Origin of the sequence: Priestia endophytica DSM 13796 (assembly GCF_900115845.1) — a bacterium.
Taxonomy (GTDB): Bacteria; Bacillota; Bacilli; order Bacillales; family Bacillaceae_H; genus Bacillus_I; species Bacillus_I endophytica.
Genome location: NZ_FOXX01000005.1, coordinates 222,763 through 241,009, shown reverse-complemented (window position 1 = coordinate 241,009; position 18,247 = coordinate 222,763). Strand labels below are relative to the sequence as shown.

The following is an 18,247-nucleotide window of genomic DNA, read 5'->3' as shown; positions in this document are numbered from 1 at the left end:
TACTTTATGCTTCTTGTCCTACTGTTTCATCTTCAATGCCAAGTTCTTTTTTAATCCAGTCGTAGCCTTCTGATTCTAGACGTTGTGCTAGTTCTGGACCACCAGATTTAACAACGCGTCCTTGCATCATAACGTGAACATGATCAGGTGTGATGTAGTTAAGTAAACGTTGATAGTGAGTAATCATTAAGCAACCGAAGTCTTCTCCGCGCATTTCATTGATTCCTTTAGAAACAACCTTTAAGGCATCAATATCAAGACCAGAGTCAATTTCATCAAGGATTGCTAATTTTGGCTCAAGCATCATAAGTTGAAGAATTTCATTACGTTTCTTCTCCCCACCAGAGAAACCTTCGTTTAGGTAACGCTGTGCCATGTCTTGATCCATTTCAAGCAATTCCATTTTTGAATCTAATTTACGGATGAATTTCATTAGAGAAATTTCATCACCTTCTTCACGACGAGCATTAATTGCTGAACGTAGGAAATCTGCGTTTGTTACACCACTGATTTCACTTGGGTACTGCATTGCAAGGAAAAGACCTGCTTGTGCACGTTCGTCAACTTCCATCTCAAGAACATCTTTTCCATCAAGCGTGATGCTACCTTTTGTTACCTCATATTTAGGGTGTCCCATAATTGCAGATGATAACGTTGATTTACCAGTACCGTTCGGTCCCATAACAGCGTGGATTTCGCCGCCTTTAATTTCTAAGTTAACACCTTTTAAAATCTCTTTTCCTTCAATCTCAACATGAAGGTCTGTAATCTTTAATGTTGAACCTGCCATTCGTAAACCCTCCAATTATTAGCTTATATATGCCAATATTTATTATTAATTTTATTACTAATCATTCTCATTTTATTCTCATTATAATTTTATAACAAATAAAATCCTATGGCAACCCAGAAAGGCTAATCTCCCTATTAGGCTTAGCTCTTAATCTCTTCTCATTCTATCCTATTTTCTACTATAGAAACAGAGAAAAGCTTTAACTAATTTTAAGGAATAGCTGTTATTGGTTTCTTTCCTTACTTATGTAAAAGACCCCTTTTAAAAAAGGGGCATTGTAAAGCTTGAATACTAGCCTAGAAACATTAATCAAACGTTTGTTTAATGTGTGTGCTGATCTAGTTCTCCAATGCATTCTTGCACGAGTGTAACAGCTTGACTCATTGCTGCTCCTCCGCCAAATGCTGCGCCAACGCCGCATGCTTCAAGAATTTCCTTCTCACTTGCTCCTTCATCTAGACATCCTTTTGTATGGTAAATAATACAGTATTCATCTTGTGCTACAAGACTGATTCCAAGAGCAATCAGCTGTTTCTGTTTTGCTGAAAGTTCTCCTTCTTTAAAACATGTTTCTGTAAATGCATTAAATGCTTCAGCAACATCTGGAAGCTTCTGTGTGAATTCACCGATACCTACTTTATACGCATGCAACGCCTGGTCTGTTGAATTTTGACCTGTATCCATCCCTATCAACTCCATTTCTTTAAACTTTTCAACGTTAGTATGGTCTTCTAGAAAAAATGTATGCTTTCTGCACCTCTCATAAAAATAAAAAAGGGAGCGCAAATGCGCTCCCTTTCCAAATCATTTTGAAACTGGAATGATAGAACCTTTATATTTCTCTTTAATAAAGTCTTGAATCTCTTTCGAATGAAGAACTTTCATAAGTTCTTTAATTTCTTCACGATCTTCGTCACCTTTTTTCACTGCAACGATATTCACGTATGGCGAGTCTTCTCCTTCTAACTCAATCGCATCTTTTGTTGGCGTTAAGTCAGCTCCGATTGCATAGTTAGTGTTAATAATAACTGCGTCTGCTTCTTCATTTTCATATGCTTTTGGCATTAAAGCAGCATCACCACCAACTTTAATGTTGATATTTTTCTTATTCTCTACAATATCTTTCTTCGTTGCTGAAACAGCGTCAACGCCTTCTTTTAGTTTAATAAGACCGCCTTGTTGTAAAAGAGAAAGCATGCGTCCTTCTTCTGCTACGTTATTACTAATCATAATTGTTCCGTTTTTAGGAATTTCATCAAGGTTTTTATATTTTTTAGAGTATACACCCATCGGCTCAAGGTGTACGCCACCTGCACTTACAAGATCAAAGCTTTTGTCTTCCTTCATTGCATTTTTAAGATATGGTGTATGTTGGAAGAAGTTTGCATCAACTTCACCACTAGCTAGCATTTTATTTTGTAAACTGTAATCGTCGTTCACTTCAACATCAAGCTTGATGTCTTTTTTCTCTAAAATTGAGGCTGCTTCTTCTAAAATCTCAGCATGTGGAGTACTTGTTGCTACAATTTTAATTTCTTTTTCCTTAGAGCTGTCGCTACCGCCGCTTGAACCACAAGCTGCAAGGCTTGTCACAGATAGAGCTAGAACAGCTGATGCAAATAACTTTTTCATGTAATGACTCTCCTTTTATTTCAAAATTAGTTTATAACATTAGCGTTTGTCGATTTTCTTCGTCGCTAAGTCGCCAATGAATTGAAGAATAAATACAATAACTAAAATTAAAGCTGTTGCTAAAAATGTTACATCATTCTCATTACGTTTAAATCCTTGGTCATATGCTAGGGCGCCAAGTCCTCCTGCTCCAATTGCTGCCGCTACTGCTGTGTATCCAATAAGAGCAATAGCTGTTACAGTAATACCTGAAATAAGGGCTGGCAATGACTCTGGTAACAATACTTTGAAAATGATAGTTCTTGTTTTCGCTCCCATTGCTTGAGCTGCTTCAATAACTCCACGATCAATTTCACGAAGCGCAATTTCTACAAGTCGCGCATAGAAAGGGGCTGCTCCAATAATTAATGCTGGAAGAGCTGCTTTTGGACCAAACATAGAACCAATTATAAAGTTTGTAAAAGGAAGCAATAGAATGATTAAAATGATAAAGGGGATGGAACGAAATACGTTCACAATAACAGCAATAATTGTGTTAAAGAACTTGTTTTCCCATAGACTTCCCTTAGATGTTAAAAATAATAAGAGTCCAAGTAAAATCCCTAAAATAAACGTTGCAATAACTGAGATAGACGTCATATAGAGCGTCTCAATTGTTGCTTGCTGAAAAGACTCTAAGTCAACGTTTGGAAACCATTCACTAAACATGATTGATCACCTCTACTTCGATGTTCTCTTGTTGCAAAAAGGCTAATGCCTTGTTTAGTTCTTCTTCATTTCCATCAAGATGGATAAATAGTGTACCGTACGCGCCGTCTTGGAGCTGAGACACTTTCCCTTGTACAATGTTTACCGCAATATCAAACTTTCGGATAAGCTGAGTAATAAGCGGCTGCTCCGCATCATCTCCAATAAATGTGAGCTGTACAATTCGTCCGCTCTTATAGCGTTCTACTAAAGTAGAGATTGTTTCAGAAGCATCTTCTGCTTCTGCTACTTGCTTAACGAAACGTTTCGTTACGTTCTGCTGTGGGTTGCGGAAGACTTCTAATACTTCACCATGCTCTACGATATTTCCGCTCTCCATCACCGCTACACGATGACAAATTTTGCGAATAACGTGCATTTCATGCGTAATGAGGACAATTGTTAGTCCTAATTTTTTATTAATGTCTACAAGTAAATCTAAAATTGAATCTGTTGTTTGAGGATCAAGTGCTGAAGTGGCTTCATCACAAAGAAGAACTTTTGGATTGTTAGCAAGTGCTCTCGCAATTCCAACCCTTTGTTTTTGTCCTCCACTTAATTGAGAAGGGTAAGCTTTCTCGCGCCCTTCAAGCCCAACAAGCTTAATGAGCTCCTCTGCTCTTTTTTGTCTCTCTTTCTTCGGTACTCCAGCAATTTCAAGAGGAAACGAAATATTATCACGTACAGTTCGAGACCATAATAAATTGAAATGTTGAAAGATCATTCCTATTTCTTGACGAGCTTTTCGGAGCTGTTCGCCCTTTATATGACCAATGTTGTTATCTGCTACTACGACATCCCCACTTGTAGGCTTCTCAAGGCCGTTAAAAAGTCGAACCATCGTACTTTTTCCGGCTCCGCTGTAACCGATAATCCCAAAGATTTCTCCCTTTCCAACTTCGAGATTTACGTCTTTGACTGCTACAACTTCACCTGATTTCGTTTTGTATGTCTTGTTGACGTTCTTCAATGTAATCATTGTGTATTCACCTTCTTCGATCTGTCAGTTATTCTTATTTATCGTTTAAAAAGTCAGTTTTTTCCGATAAAGAGGCCTAGTAATGAAGGATAGTATCCCCAAACAGAATCTTTTCAGCATAATAAAAAACCTTTCTGCACGACGAGCAGAAAGGTTGTGTATGTTCAAGCCTCTCTCTCATCTCTCAAAGTCGTATTACACGGCTTTGCAGGAATTGGCACCTTTTCAGATTATCTGACGGTTGCCGGGCTTCATCGGGCACAGTCCCTCCACCTCTCTTGATAAGAGTTGCAATATTTAATTAAACGATTAGAAGTTACGAGAGTGATTGTAGCACCTATCATAAATAATGTCAAATAATTTTCAACAGTGATAACATTTCTATTTTTTGCTATGAGGCTAACTGTACAACTTTTCCTTTTTGCTCTTTTGTAGCCAGTTTAATCAACATTTCAGCTTTCAGAACATCTGCAAAACTACCTTCTATAACCACTTGTTGCTGTTTACTTAGCTTCTGCAAAGCTTCTAAACTTAGTAGCAAATCATAATAACTTTTATTATCACCCTGAATCCGAACGTTTGCTTGTTGAACTAATCCAGACACAACAATTTGCTCGTCTTTTGAAATAAGCAAGGAATAGGAATCTGTTTCATCTTGAAGAGAAATAACAAAATATTCGTCTCCCATTAACGGCAGTAAGTGAGCGCTTTTAGTAAGGCGTTTCATAAAACTGTGAACTAATGTTTTTAGTTTCATCCGCTTACACTCCTTTTTTCTCGTATTGTTAAAGTTCTCTCTTTTTTTTCCTGTTCCTTGTTCTTTTTCTCGACAATCTCTTTTCTTAAACTTCAAACAATGTCGCAACACCTTTATTTCCTAAGAAATATGTCAAAAAGTGCTTTACATTAGCGTAAAGCACTTTCATAAGAGCCTAATTTTCCAATAATGTTTTCAACTGAATGAAAAGCATATACTTTTTCCTCTAATTTCCCATCTTTCAAAATGAGCAAACATGGCACACTTTCTATCTTAAATTCACTTGCCTTATTTGGCATATAGTTTAAATTAGCTGCTCCAATATTTACATCTGGTAGCACTTTCTCACTTACTTCAAGCATCTTCTTTGCAAGCTGACATGTTCCACAAAGTGGTGTGTAAAAATAGAGAAAGCGATATCCGTCTTTGTTTATATTTTCATTTACAATCTCTTCTGTCCATTCCTGCATCGTTAACCAAATCCTTTAAACTAAAAATTCTGTGTTGATATCAATATTAGCACTCAACAACACGGTCGCAATATGGTTTCTTGGTGCAGCAGCTACTTCTCGATAGGCTCGATCAATATAAAGATGTTCTGCTTCAGGAAATTCACGACGAAATTGTTTTCTAAGCTTATCACCAGCATCGTCTGAATCGACTAATATATAGACGTCTCTGTCGAATGTTGCATCAATAATTTCATCAAGTTTGGCAACGCTAAGCGTGCCATTTGTACAAATAATCTCAATCGGTTCTCTAATAATGTTTTCAATTCTTTTTTTATCCGATCTTCCTTCAACAATAATTACCTTATCCATACCTTCTACCATTGTCATCACCTGTTTGTTAGAATGTACACCAATATCCATTTATCCTTTAGTATACAATATTCGCTTTCTCACGTCTTTTCCCCTGTTTCTTCATATTTAATTTTATAAAATGCTTTCTTTAAGAGAAAAAGCAGCGGAATCCCGCTGCTTTTTAGCACCAACCTTCTTCATTGTCACAATCTGTATACTTCATATCTTTACCTGTTGTAACATCTGTATGTTGGTAAAATTTATTATCGCGATATTGATATCCGTTATTTAACTGATATTCTGATTTTCCTTGCTCGTTAACAGTCACCTTACCGATTGGTTCATTTTCAACGTATAAATTCAATTCATCATTTACATACTTTCCGACAACACGGTCCGTTACATCAATATGACGCTTTTCTAACATTAAGCTTCACTCCTTATAGACGAATCTAATTATAGATTCTCCTGAAAGAGAGGGGTTCATAAATGAAATTTTTCCCTTTTCAGAATAAAAATGAGGAATGTTTCCCTTTTGGAAACATTCCTCATTTTTATTCTGAAATCATTTTTTGATATTCTTCTGCAGTCATTAATTTCTCAATATCTTCCTTATTATCAGGCTCCACAACAATCATCCATGCGTTTTCGTATGGAGATTCGTTAACAAACTCTGGGCTGTCATCTAGGTTTTCGTTGATTTCAACTACTTTTCCGCTAATTGGTGCGTACAGCTCAGATACTGTTTTAACAGACTCAACGCTTCCAAAAGGCTCGTCCGCTTCAATTGTTGCTCCTACTTCAGGAAGCTCAACAAATACGATATCGCCTAGTTCTGATTGTGCAAAGTCAGTAATTCCGATTGTTACTTTGTCACCCTCAACTTTTACCCACTCGTGTTCTTCTGAATAACGTAAATCTTTTGGTAAACTCATTCTAGTTCCCTCCATACATCGTTCATTTTCTTATCACTTTTATTCGTTATCAAAGGGAGCACATAAACGCTCTCATATTATTTTAATTGTAACGTAAAAATAGAATATTTTCTATTTAAAAGCATTCTAAAATAAGAAAAACTTTCAATAAGTATTATCCTTCTATTTCCATTCTTTCTGAAACATCTCATCTTTAAACCCAACCGTTACTTTTTCCCCGTCTGTCACAATTGGTCGTTTTAAAAGCATGCCATCTGAAGCTAGAAGTTCAAAAAGTTCTTCATTTGAAGCAGAAGCTACTTTATCTTTTAATCCAAGCTCACGATACTTTTTACCACTTGTATTAAAGAATTTCTTTAGCTCTAAACCGCTTTTTTTGTAAAGTTCCTTAATTTCTTCTTTTGAAGGAGGGTTTTCTACAATATGTATGGCGTTATATTCCACATTATGTTCATCAAGCCATTTCTTTGCATTTCGACATGTACTGCATTTTGGATATTCATATATTGTTACACTCATTTATTACACCACCATAATTCCATATATTTTCTTTCTCATTTTATCGTGAATCTTCATTAAAAAACAAGGAAAGCTCGAACGCTCTCCCTGTTTTTTTATAGTCATTACACAATAAACTCCTCTTGTTCGATTAGTACTTCAGCTACTTCTCTTTTTTTAGCAATCATATTTTTGGGGATGTATTTCGTAAATTTACGCAAAGCAGAAAGCATCATTCGGAGGCTATCCCCTTCTTCAACATATGAAAGTGTTTCTTTTGCATGATGCTCAATTTTTTGGAATGCTTCTTGGCAAAAGATTTCGGTATAACGTACTTTTAATTGATTTTTCTCTTCACCAGTAGCCCTCACGGCCTTTTGTGTTCGAAGTAAAACAGATTCCATTGCATATACTTCGCTAATAATATCAGCAGCGTTTGCCAAAATCTCCTGTTCTTCCGCTGCTTTTTTTCCATACTTTTGAGCAATAAGACCAAGAATTAATAAAGCTATTTTTTTACCGTTCTTCACTAAGTTCTCTTCCTGATTAAGAAGCCCTTCTCCTGCTTCTACAGCTCTTGTCATCATCATTTCTTCTTGAAGAGCTTGCGCTTTCTCAAATAGAGGTAGCTCTCCTTTTACTCCTTTACGCAAATAAGTTGCTGGGACGAGCAAGCGATTAATTTCATTCGTGCCTTCAAATATCCGATTAATGCGTGAATCTTGATAAAGCCGTGAAATTTCGTATTCTTCCATAAATCCGTAGCCACCGTGAAGCTGCAACCCTTCATCAACAACATAATCAAGCACTTCTGTACCAAAGAATTTATTTAGTGAACATTCAATAGCGTATTCAGCAATTGAAGCCGCTACTTTTCCACCGTCTTTTCTTTCCTCTTCGTTTAAGGATCCCATTCTCTCTTCAAAAAGCCCCACTGTTCGATAAACAGAGCTTTCTGTTGCATAAATCTTAGCTGCCATTGTTGCCAGCTTTTCCTTTGTTAAAGAGAACTGTGAAATCTTTGTTTTAAATTGTTTTCGCTCATTTGTATATTTTACAGCAAGCTCAAAGGCATGTTTTGAAGCTCCAATCGCTCCAACCCCCAATTTATAGCGGCCAATATTTAAAATATTAAAAGCAATGATATGTCCTCTGCCAATTTCCCCTAACACATTTTCTTTAGGAACTCTAGCATCTTCTAAAATAAGGGTTCTTGTTGATGAACTTTTGATTCCCATTTTCTTTTCTTCTGGGCCTGTTGAAACTCCCTCTGCTGTTCGTTCTACAATAAATGCGGTAAAATGCTCTCCATCTACTTTCGCATATACAATAAAAAGATCGGCAAATCCTGCATTTGTAATCCACTGCTTTTCACCATTTAAAAGATAATGTGTCCCTTCTTCATTTAGACGTGCCGTTGTTTTGGCACCAAGGGCATCAGAACCAGATCCAGGTTCTGTTAAAGCATATGCTGCAATCTTATCCCCGCTTGCAAGCTCAGGTAAGTATGTTTGCTTTTGCTGTTCTGTACCGAAAAGAACAATTGGCAAAGAGCCTATTCCAACGTGCGCTCCATGAGTAATAGAGAATCCACCTGCTTTTGAAAACTTTTCCGCTACAAGGGCTGAGCTGATTTTATCAAGATCAAGTCCGCCATACTCCTCTGGAATATCTCCGCCAAGCAACCCAAGATCCCCTGCTTTTTTCAACAGCTTCACAGATCGATCAAACTCATGATTCTCAAGATGCTCCACCTCTTTTAATACTTCTTTGTCAATATAGTCAGCTGCTGTTTTAGCAATCATTTTGTGTTCATCTGTAAAGTCTTCTGGGGTGTATACCATAGCAGGATCAATATCTTCTAAAATGAAACTTCCACCTTTTACTACTTTCTCCCCTTTGCTTTTCATAACTCTTCCTCCCTTTATGCTAAAAGTTCGAAAACCCCAGCTGCTCCCATGCCACCACCAACACACATTGTAACAATGCCAAATTGTTCTCCTCTTCGCTTCATCTCATGCAAAAGTGATAGAGTTAGTTTTGTTCCTGTACATCCAAGTGGATGACCAAGCGCAATCGCTCCTCCATTTACGTTTACTTTTTCCTCATCTATCCCCAGCTCTCTAATAATCTGGATGGCTTGTGATGCAAATGCTTCATTTAATTCAAATAGCCCAATATCACTCAACGACAGACCAGCTTGCTTCAACGCCTTTGGAATAGCAACAACAGGACCAACTCCCATGATTTCAGGCGGAACTCCCCCAACAGCAAATGAACGGAATTTGGCCATTGGTTTAAGACCTTCTGCTTTCGCCTTTTCATGATTCATTAAAAAGACAGCTGCTCCCCCATCACTTGTTTGAGATGCATTTCCTGCTGTCACCGAACCATTCAAGGCAAAAGCTGGGCGAAGATGACTAAGAGCCTCCATTGTTGTTCCAGGACGTACTCCTTCATCTTTGCTAAACAACACTTTCTTCTCATTCCATTTATGATGTTCATCCACCGTTCTTATCGGCACTTCAACAGGTACTATTTCATCTTTAAATTTACCTTCCTGTATTGCTTTTGCTGCTTTTTGGTGACTCCTTACAGCAAAGGCATCTTGATCTTCTCTGCTAATGCCATACTTATCGGCAACTCGTTCAGCTGTATGCCCCATTGCCATATAATACTCCGGTTTTTCTTCCGCTAGGCGAGCATTCAATCGTGTCACATGCCCTATCATCGGCACAAGGCTCATTGATTCTACGCCTCCTGCTAATACTGCATTCGCTTTTCCAAGCATAATACTCTCTGCGCCATACGCAATCGTTTGTAATCCAGATGAGCAGTATCGATTGATCGTAACCGCTGGAACGGTGTACGGTAACCCTGCTAAAGCCCCAATGTTTCGCGCTAAGTTTAACCCTTGCTCTGCTTCTGGAATCGAACATCCTATAATGAGATCATCAATTTCACCACTATATCCGCCTGCTCTTTTCAACGTTTCTTGCACAGCAAGGGCCCCTAGGTCATCAGGTCTTACGTTTGCTAATGATCCTTTTTTCGCTTTTCCAACAGGTGTTCTTGCTCCGGCTACAATAACTGCTTCTCTCACAGTCCTACTCCCCCTTCTAATTACGCAATGGTTTGCCTTTCAAAAGCATATGCTGCATTCTCTCCTGTGACTTTAGCTCTCCAATCAGGCTTAAAAAAGCTTCACGTTCTAAATCTAATAAGTATTGTTCATCAACTTTTGTACCAAAAGGTAGTCTCCCACCAGCAATCACAAACGCGAGCTTTTTAGCAATTTTCAAATCATGATCAGAAATATACCCAGAGTATTTCATGCTTTGCGCTCCAAGTAAAAGCGTAGCATAACCGCTCTCTCCAACAATCGGAATCTTTTGCTGTAAAGGCGCACGATAATCGGAAGAAAGATGAATGACTGCTTGCTTTGCATCATAGAGTAGAAATTCTTCATTTTGCGTGATTTTATCTTGCGGATTTAGAAAACCAAGCTCCCCCGCTTCACGAGCAGAAGTCGAAACTTTTGCCATCGCAATCGTTTCGAAAACGTGTGAAGCTACTTTTAAAAGATCTGTTCCGCTCCCATTTTGAGAAAGAACTTTTTGATAAAGGTTTTGACTTCCTCCTCCACCAGGAATAAGACCAACTCCGCCTTCTACAAGCCCCATATATGTTTCACTTGCAGCTTGAATATGGGCAGAAGGCAAACAAACTTCCGCTCCTCCACCAAGCGTCATGGAAAATGGAGCAGTTACGACAGGTACAAGGCTATATTTGATATGCTGCATTGCTCCTTGAAATTTGGAGATAACAAAGTCGATTTCTTCATAGTTATCGTCCTGCGCTTCCATTAGCATCATGGCAAGATTGGCGCCAACACAGAAGTTTTTTCCTTGATTTCCAATAACGAGCCCTTTATAATTTCGCTCTGCTTCATTAATACCTTTGTGGATCATGTCGATAATATCAAGACCAATTGCATTGTTCGGTGATGTAAATTGTAAACAAAGCACATCGTCCCCCATATCGAGTAAAGAAGCACCGCTATTTTTCTGAAGTACGTTTGTTTTTTCAAGACTCGCTAGATGAATCCTTTTTTCCTCTCTCTCTTTTACTTCGTACTCACTCTCTTTAAAATAGAGCAGAGCTTCAGGTGTTTGCTTATAGAAAGTAGTGAATCCACTTTCAAGCATTTCTTCAACCCAGCTTGGAACCGTTTTTTCTTCGTTTTTCATTTTGGCGACGGTCTCTTCTACACCAAGCTCATCCCATAGCTCAAATGGACCTTTCTTCCATCCGAACCCGGCTCGCATTGCTTCATCAATGTCGATAATATTGTCAGCAATCTGTGACACAAGATGGGCAGAGTAAAGCAATACAGGGCTAATGATGTTCCATAGAAATTGATCTTCTCTGTTGGATGAATATAAAAGCGCTTTCATATCTTTCTTCTTGCCTTTACTTTTATCTGTCAGCGGGAACTTTTGACGTGGTTCATATTGAAGTGTATCAGTATTTAATTGAAGAATTTCTTTTCCTTCTTTTTTATAAAAACCCTTTCCTGCTTTACTTCCATACAAGCCCTTTTCTAACATCGCTTCCATAAAAGGTGGAATGGTAAAAAGCTCTCTTTCTTCTCCATCTACATGCTGAAATACATTGTGTGCAACGTGTGCAAATGTATCTAACCCGACAACATCAAGCGTTCGAAATGTTGCGCTTTTTGGTCTTCCAATAAGAGGACCTGTCAGAGAATCGACTTCTCCAACATTTAACTGACTTTTGTTCATCTCTCTTACTGTTACAAGTAATCCATATGTGCCAATTCTATTGGCAATAAAGTTTGGCGTGTCTTTGGCAAACACTACTTTCTTGCCTAGTACTTCTTCACCAAAGTCTTTCATATATTGAGCAATAGCTGGTTTTGTTTCTTTTGTTGGAATAATTTCTAATAGTTTGAGGTAGCGAGGTGGGTTAAAAAAGTGAGTGCCTAGAAAATGCTCTTTAAAATCTTGTGAGCACTCCTCCGACATGTCATGAACAGAAATTCCTGATGTGTTAGAACTTACAATGCTTCCTTTCTTTCTCACTTTATCAATGTTTTGAAGCACTTGTTTCTTTACTTGTAGATTCTCTACGACAACTTCAACAATCCAATCACATGTTTTTAATTCATTCCAATGGTCTTCAGTATTTCCAATCGTTATAAAGTCGACATTTTTCTTTGACGTAAAAGGAGCTGGCTTTCTTTTTAAAGACTGCTCTAACGATGTTTTCGCTAGTCTGTTTCGCACTTCATCATCATCTTTAGATAACCCTTTCTTCTTTTCAGCTTCCGTGAGCTCGTTTGGTACGACGTCTAAGAGGAGTGTTTGAATACCTACGTTTGCAAGTAAAGCAGCAATTCCTGACCCCATTACACCTGAACCAATGACAGCTGCTTTTCGGATCGTTTTTACCATATAAATTCCCTCCAAACCCTATTGAATGAATGACCATTCATTTTATGGCTAAAAAACGCCTTATTTACCCTTCTTTTAATATATATTATTTTTAGAATTTTCTCAATACTAAACGTTTGGTTATTTTGCTTTTTTCAGGTTATGTTAAAAAAGGGAGGTGGTTATGCGATGGCACGTTTGCAAAAAAATCCGTCTCGAAATGGCGTAAGCGCTGCAAGTGTGAAAGGAAATGCAGGTCCTCATGGAAGAGATAATACGGGAAAACAAAAATCACAAAATCAACAGTACAAGCAAGAAAATACACAAGGACATTAACGATAAAAAGACTTGCTAAAATAGTAGCAAGTCTTTTTCTACTTTTTGCTCATTCCTTTTAAAACAAAAGCGACGTTTGCAGGACGCTCTGCTAATCTTCTCATAAAATAGCCATACCAATCTGTCCCATATGGAACATATACCCTCATTCTGTATCCATCTTTCACAAGCTCTTCCTGCTTTTCAGTTCGAATTCCATACAGCATTTGAAACTCAAACTGTTCCTTTGGGATGTTATGTTTTAGAACTAGATTTTTTGTGTATTCGATAATCTTGTCATCATGTGTTGCAACAGCTGTATAATGTCCATTGAGCATGTGCATTTCAATAATCTTCTTAAAATTCTCATCAACATCCTGCTTTTTTGGGAAAACTACTTCTTTTGGTTCCTTGTATGCCCCTTTAACAAGACGCAAATTTGGCTCGTATGCATCAAGTTCTTTCATATCATTTTCTGTCCGGCGCAAATAGGCTTGAATTACGGTTCCAATATTATCATACTTTGTTTTAAGTTCTTTGAAGATTCTAAGCGTTTTCTCACAGCGTGAATAATCTTCCATATCAATTGTTACAAACACACCGTTTGTCTCTGCTTCATCTAAAATACGCTTCATATTTTGTATTGCTATATCTGAAGACAAATCAAGTCCAAGTGATGTGAGCTTAAGAGAAAGTTGAGACTCTATACTTTCACGTCCGATTGCTTGTATTGCTTCAATGCACTGATTTGTCATTTCCATTGCTTCTTCTTCGCTTTCAATAAACTCACCAAGATAATCAATCGTAACGTCTAATCCTTTATTATTTAACCCTCTAATAACATCCACTGCTAAATTAATTGTATCCCCTGCTACAAATCGTTTAGCCCCAAATTGTAAACCATACTTTTTAGCTACTTTCGTAAGCGCTTTATTCCTAGATAAATATAGAAAAAAACCTCGCATTGCTTGTTCCATTTCTTTCTCCCCCTTGATTAAATAACATTTAATGCTACTTAAATGATTTCATTCCTTTAAAACAACAGTAGACCATCAGAGCTAGATTGAATATCTTTAAATATTTCTACATGTAAAGGGTAACGTACTAGAAATTTACCCTTCCCCAAAAAAAGACAAACATTTTTTCAAAAAGTAGGCTCATTTACTCAGGGATTTTTCTCTTTTTATTCAAACATATATTTATGCTATATAATATGAAAATTCCGGTGAATAGGAACATCCTAAAGAAGCCAAAATAAAGGAGAATTTTTTTGCCTTAAGGAGGGATTTTTATGCAAAATGAAATGAATGAACAAAGTACAAATCAATCACAACCAATGTTTATGGAACCACCAAAAGTCATTTCTACAAAAGACGCTCTTTATATTACAGATATGCTAACGTGGAACTTAGTAGCAATGAAAAAAGCACATTTCTTTGCTTCTCAATGTCAAGATGCAGAGATTGCACAAGAAATTGAAAAAGTATGTAAAATGCATCAGCGCCATTATGAGAGAATCTTACCTCATCTTGAAAATACACAATCACAGCAAATTTTACAGTAAAGGAGAACTAAACGATGGCTGATCAGAAAATCAAAAACCCAGAATTACCCATTAACAAGACATCTGCAATGAATGATCTTGATTTTATTACAGACATCCTTTCAACCGAGAAATATATGACAGCTTCATATTGCACGGCTCTTAATGAATTTAGTCATGATGAACTATATCAAGAGATTTCAGTAATCTTTAACGAGTCACAAGACTGTCAGCGTGAGATTTATAATCTTATGTTTAAAAAGGGCTTTTATGGTATTGAGGCTCAGGACTCAAATAAACTTCAGCAAAGCTATGAACAATTCCAAGGATATATGAATCAATTTCCAACTCATTAAAAAAAGGCTTGATACTAAAGTATCAAGCCTTTTTTTGATTTTCCCGATGTCTCTCGTTTAGTTCTTTAATCTCACGCACAAGATCAATCATTTCTTTCTTTGCATCTGGATACTGACTGTTCCAATGTTTAGCAAGAGGTGGCATCGTTTTGGAGATATGGGTATACAGAGCCCACATTTTGATTTTTTCTTGAAGTTCTTCTGACGTATCTCCAAGCATAAGCTCTGTATATTTTTCAATTAATGCTGAAAATTGACCTTGGAACTCTTCTTTCATTATCATCCCTCCAAGCTTTTAAAGGTTTCCCTTTACCGCTTGCTTCTTATCCAACGTCTGCATTTTGATTTTTCGTTACTTGCTGAACAATACATCTTCCTTTTCCATGTGGAATACAAAGAGGTGTTCCAAAGAGCGGATCAACCGTTACTTGACAGCTCATTTCAAAAACGTTCTTTACAAGTTCACAGCTTACAATATCTTCTGGACGCCCTTGTGCATATACTTTTTTATCACGAATAGCTACAATATGGTGAGCATAGCGACAGGCAAGGTTCAGATCATGAAGTACCATTACAATCGTACGCTGTTCTTTCTCATTTAAATCAAATAGCAAATCTAAAATTTCAATTTGGTGTGTCATATCTAGATATGTTGTTGGTTCGTCAAGCAAAATAATTTCTGTATCTTGAGCAAGCGTCATAGCAATCCATGCTCTTTGACGTTGACCGCCTGAAAGGGAATCAACGTGGCGATCTGCAAGAGCGCTCATCCCTGTTGATTCAAGCGCATTCTGGACTTTTCTCTCATCTTCTTCAGACCACTGTTTCAACCAGTTTTGATAAGGATAACGTCCTTGCTTTACAAGTTGTAATACAGTAAGTCCTTCTGGAGCTACAGGGCCCTGTGGTAAAATAGCAAGCTTTTTAGCCACTTCTTTTGTAGCAATTTTGCTCATCATTTCTCCCTCAAGTACAACAGAGCCTTGCTGTGGTTTTAACAAACGTGCCATTGAACGAAGCAACGTTGATTTTCCACAGCCGTTTCCCCCAATAAAAACGGTTATCTCTCCTTTAGGGATTTCCAAGTTCAGTTCGTCAATAATAACCGTTTCTCCATATCCTAATGTTAAATCTTTTGTTTCCATTGCCTTCATATCTGCTAACGCTCCTTCAACAGAAATTTTCTTTTCTCACTTATACACTCCATAAACTTCTGTTTCCCTATCCTACATTGCGCTGTTTGTAGAGTAAAAAAATAAAATAAGGAGCTCCGACAGCTGCCGTAAAGACTCCGGCTGGTATCTCTAATGGAAGAAATACAACTCTTCCAATTGTATCTGAAATTAAAACTAAAATTGCTCCAATAAAAGCACTTAGTGGAATTAACGCCCCAAATGATGATCCTACAAGTCTTCTTGCAATATGTGGAGCTAATAAACCGACAAAACTAATCCCTCCACCAAAAGCAACGGCGCTTCCTGTTAATGCTGTGCTTACAAGCAGTAGGAAAAAGCGGGAAAGTTGAACACGGTTTCCAACTGAAGTTGCTACGTCTTCTCCAAACTCTTGAATGTTAATCATTCTAATCATCACTATTGTAACAAAAAATAAAATAAGCGTAATAGGAAAAAGAATCCGAACTCCTTCCCATGAAGCTCCATATACTGATCCTGTAATCCAAATATTTGCCTGACTTTGTTGATGGATCGGTCCCATAATAAGAAGAAGCGTTGTTGCAGCTTTTGTAAAAGCCCACATCCCAATACCTACAAGAACCATTCGAACTGGTGAAACTCCACCTTGCCATGCAAAAAGGTAAAGAAGAATAGAAACGATACAGGCCCCAGTAAATGCTGCAAGCGGAAGCCAATCGATACTCACAGTTAGTGTCCCACTATCTGTACTAAAAAGATTTAAAAATAGCACAACGGCAGCAGCAGCTCCTCCTGTAATTCCAATGATATCAGGAGATGCAATAGGGTTTTTTACCACTCCTTGTAAAATTGCACCTGCGATTGCTAAACAAATGCCAACAAGCATCGCAATAATGATTCGAGGTAAACGAAAGGAGTTAACAATAAGTGTTGAAAAAGGATCGCCATTCCCGAACAAGACAGCGACAACTTTTAGAGGTGAAATAAACTGCTCTCCAAGCCCTATTACAACAATCGCGCTCCCCAACAATAAGACAAAAAAGACCATATTAATGCTTAATGATTTCCGATCTATCAAAAATGAAAAGCTATTACGCATCCGAAAAGGTGTATATTTGTTCATAAAACCTCTCCTTTTCTACGCGCAATGTATATGAAAAAAGGAGTTCCCAAAATAGCCGTCATAATTCCCACAGGCACTTCTTCTGGCATAATTACATATCGTGCTCCAATATCTGCTAGAAGGAGTAGCACAGCTCCTAGGACTCCGCTGTACGGAATGAGCCAGCGATAATCATTTCCAATCACAAAACGAGCAAGCTGTGGAATAATAATGCCAACAAAGCCAATTGGTCCTGCTACAGCAACTGCTCCTCCTGCTAACAGAATGGTCACAACTGCTGTTATTAGTTTGACAGTTCCTGTTCGTTGACCAAGTCCAAGAGCTACCTCTTCACCCATTGCTAGTGTATTTAATTTTCCTCCTAAAAATAAGGAGACAGCTGTTGCTCCTACAAGATAAGGTAAAACAGCTTGTAAAAGTGATAAATCACGGCCTTGTACAGAACCAGACAACCAGAAGAGCATCTGTTCAAGAGCCTGTTCATCCAAAACAAGTAAACCTTGTGTTAAGGAAGCAAACATTGCTGCAATCGCTGCTCCTGCTAATGTAAGCTTCATTGGTGTAAGACCATCTCGCCCAGCGGAAGCAAGCAAGTAAACGATAATGCCTGAAAAAGCAGCTCCTAAAAAAGCAAGCCAAGTGAATCCTTGCAACGAATTGATAGAAAAAAGCATAAGTCCTATCACAATGAAAAAACTTGCTCCTGCATTAAAGCCAATAATATCTGGTGAAGCGAGCGGATTTTTAGTTAAAGCTTGCAAAAGCAAACCAGAGATAGCTAAGCTACTTCCTATTGCCGTTGCAATCAAAGCTCGTGGGATTCGCACAGTTCTTACGACAATTTGCTCATTGGAACCATTAAAATGCGATACGGCATTTATAACAGTATGTATTCCTGTATTTGTATAACCCATTAAAACACTTAGACACATACAAAGTATTAACAAGAGAATGAGCAAAAAAAGTCCAAGACTTCTTTGAAGAGGTGTGCTCAGATTCATAACGGTGACCCCTATTCTATCTTAAGTATAAAATTTTCTGTTTTTTTCTCTCTTTAGTGTATGAGATGATAAAAATACTGTCAATGACTTTGAAAATCATTTTCAATTATTATTGACTTTCTATTTTCTTTCTCCTATTATCTAATTGATAATGA

At 37.6% G+C, this 18,247-nt stretch carries 22 protein-coding genes and 1 riboswitch; of the genes, 3 read left to right on the top strand and 19 right to left on the bottom strand.

Annotated features, from left to right (window positions below):
* Positions 1–4 precede the first annotated feature (4 nt).
* The 14 genes from sufC to BM012_RS11835 form a co-directional block, all read right to left on the bottom strand.
* The gene (sufC, locus tag BM012_RS11900; protein WP_040060177.1) at positions 5–790 is read right to left on the bottom strand and encodes a Fe-S cluster assembly ATPase SufC; all 786 of its coding nucleotides are present in this window, start codon (positions 788–790) and stop codon (positions 5–7) included.
* Between the two features lie 324 nt (positions 791–1,114).
* On the bottom strand, positions 1,115–1,477 hold the full coding sequence (locus BM012_RS11895; protein ID WP_061804615.1) for a carboxymuconolactone decarboxylase family protein: 363 nt from the start codon (positions 1,475–1,477) through the stop codon (positions 1,115–1,117).
* A gap of 120 nt (positions 1,478–1,597) precedes the next feature.
* Complete coding sequence (locus tag BM012_RS11890; protein WP_061804616.1) at positions 1,598–2,425, bottom strand: MetQ/NlpA family ABC transporter substrate-binding protein; 828 nt, start codon at positions 2,423–2,425, stop codon at positions 1,598–1,600.
* Positions 2,426–2,464: 39 nt separating this feature from the next.
* Positions 2,465–3,133, bottom strand: coding sequence for a methionine ABC transporter permease (locus BM012_RS11885; protein WP_061804617.1), 669 nt, complete (start codon positions 3,131–3,133; stop codon positions 2,465–2,467).
* Complete coding sequence (locus tag BM012_RS11880) at positions 3,126–4,151, bottom strand: methionine ABC transporter ATP-binding protein (RefSeq protein ID WP_061804618.1); 1,026 nt, start codon at positions 4,149–4,151, stop codon at positions 3,126–3,128. Before BM012_RS11880 ends, BM012_RS11885 begins: the two co-directional genes overlap by 8 nt.
* Before the next feature lie 174 nt (positions 4,152–4,325).
* Positions 4,326–4,439, bottom strand: a riboswitch (SAM riboswitch).
* Positions 4,440–4,542: 103 nt separating this feature from the next.
* Complete coding sequence (locus BM012_RS11875) at positions 4,543–4,908, bottom strand: SCP2 sterol-binding domain-containing protein (protein ID WP_139210336.1); 366 nt, start codon at positions 4,906–4,908, stop codon at positions 4,543–4,545.
* Between the two features lie 149 nt (positions 4,909–5,057).
* A complete protein-coding gene (locus BM012_RS11870; RefSeq protein WP_061804620.1) occupies positions 5,058–5,378 on the bottom strand; it encodes a thioredoxin family protein in 321 nt (106 codons plus the stop codon).
* A gap of 15 nt (positions 5,379–5,393) precedes the next feature.
* Positions 5,394–5,741 carry a toprim domain-containing protein gene (locus BM012_RS11865; protein ID WP_019395008.1) on the bottom strand — a complete coding sequence of 116 codons (348 nt, stop codon included), beginning with the start codon at positions 5,739–5,741 and terminating at the stop codon, positions 5,394–5,396.
* A gap of 151 nt (positions 5,742–5,892) precedes the next feature.
* Positions 5,893–6,138 (bottom strand): YusG family protein, encoded by a 246-nt coding sequence (locus BM012_RS11860; protein ID WP_061804621.1) that lies wholly within the window; start codon positions 6,136–6,138, stop codon positions 5,893–5,895.
* A 127-nt stretch (positions 6,139–6,265) separates the two neighbouring features.
* Positions 6,266–6,646: a glycine cleavage system protein GcvH gene (gene gcvH, locus BM012_RS11855; RefSeq protein ID WP_061804622.1), complete on the bottom strand. Its 381-nt coding sequence runs from the start codon at positions 6,644–6,646 to the stop codon at positions 6,266–6,268.
* A gap of 162 nt (positions 6,647–6,808) precedes the next feature.
* On the bottom strand, positions 6,809–7,165 hold the full coding sequence (locus BM012_RS11850) for an arsenate reductase family protein (RefSeq protein ID WP_061804623.1): 357 nt from the start codon (positions 7,163–7,165) through the stop codon (positions 6,809–6,811).
* Positions 7,166–7,269: 104 nt separating this feature from the next.
* On the bottom strand, positions 7,270–9,054 hold the full coding sequence (locus BM012_RS11845; protein WP_061804624.1) for an acyl-CoA dehydrogenase family protein: 1,785 nt from the start codon (positions 9,052–9,054) through the stop codon (positions 7,270–7,272).
* A gap of 14 nt (positions 9,055–9,068) precedes the next feature.
* Positions 9,069–10,247: an acetyl-CoA C-acetyltransferase gene (locus tag BM012_RS11840; protein ID WP_061804625.1), complete on the bottom strand. Its 1,179-nt coding sequence runs from the start codon at positions 10,245–10,247 to the stop codon at positions 9,069–9,071.
* Between the two features lie 16 nt (positions 10,248–10,263).
* A complete protein-coding gene (locus BM012_RS11835; protein WP_061804626.1) occupies positions 10,264–12,621 on the bottom strand; it encodes a 3-hydroxyacyl-CoA dehydrogenase/enoyl-CoA hydratase family protein in 2,358 nt (785 codons plus the stop codon).
* A 168-nt stretch (positions 12,622–12,789) separates the two neighbouring features.
* Between BM012_RS11835 and BM012_RS11830 the strand changes: the two genes are divergently transcribed.
* Entirely contained in the window at positions 12,790–12,936 is a 147-nt protein-coding gene (locus BM012_RS11830; RefSeq protein WP_019394999.1) for a YuzL family protein, read from the top strand.
* Positions 12,937–12,974: 38 nt separating this feature from the next.
* Here the strand turns inward: BM012_RS11830 and BM012_RS11825 are convergent, their stop codons facing one another.
* On the bottom strand, positions 12,975–13,892 hold the full coding sequence (locus BM012_RS11825) for a proline dehydrogenase family protein (protein WP_061804627.1): 918 nt from the start codon (positions 13,890–13,892) through the stop codon (positions 12,975–12,977).
* 314 nt (positions 13,893–14,206) lie between these two features.
* Here BM012_RS11825 and BM012_RS11820 point away from each other — a divergent pair, with 314 nt between their 5' ends.
* On the top strand, positions 14,207–14,479 hold the full coding sequence (locus BM012_RS11820) for a hypothetical protein (RefSeq protein ID WP_061804628.1): 273 nt from the start codon (positions 14,207–14,209) through the stop codon (positions 14,477–14,479).
* Between the two features lie 14 nt (positions 14,480–14,493).
* Positions 14,494–14,814 (top strand): spore coat protein, encoded by a 321-nt coding sequence (locus BM012_RS11815; protein WP_061804629.1) that lies wholly within the window; start codon positions 14,494–14,496, stop codon positions 14,812–14,814.
* 22 nt (positions 14,815–14,836) lie between these two features.
* Here BM012_RS11815 and BM012_RS11810 read toward each other — a convergent pair whose 3' ends face one another.
* The 4 genes from BM012_RS11810 to BM012_RS11795 all read right to left on the bottom strand — a co-directional run bounded on the left by BM012_RS11810 (position 14,837) and on the right by BM012_RS11795 (position 18,092).
* Positions 14,837–15,091 (bottom strand): DUF2573 family protein, encoded by a 255-nt coding sequence (locus tag BM012_RS11810; RefSeq protein WP_019394995.1) that lies wholly within the window; start codon positions 15,089–15,091, stop codon positions 14,837–14,839.
* 46 nt (positions 15,092–15,137) lie between these two features.
* On the bottom strand, positions 15,138–15,968 hold the full coding sequence (locus BM012_RS11805) for an ABC transporter ATP-binding protein (protein ID WP_061804630.1): 831 nt from the start codon (positions 15,966–15,968) through the stop codon (positions 15,138–15,140).
* Between the two features lie 67 nt (positions 15,969–16,035).
* On the bottom strand, positions 16,036–17,091 hold the full coding sequence (locus BM012_RS11800; RefSeq protein WP_061804631.1) for a FecCD family ABC transporter permease: 1,056 nt from the start codon (positions 17,089–17,091) through the stop codon (positions 16,036–16,038).
* A complete protein-coding gene (locus BM012_RS11795; protein ID WP_061804632.1) occupies positions 17,088–18,092 on the bottom strand; it encodes a FecCD family ABC transporter permease in 1,005 nt (334 codons plus the stop codon). The genes BM012_RS11800 and BM012_RS11795 overlap by 4 nt, the downstream gene beginning before the upstream one ends.
* Between the last annotated feature and the right edge of the window lie 155 nt (positions 18,093–18,247).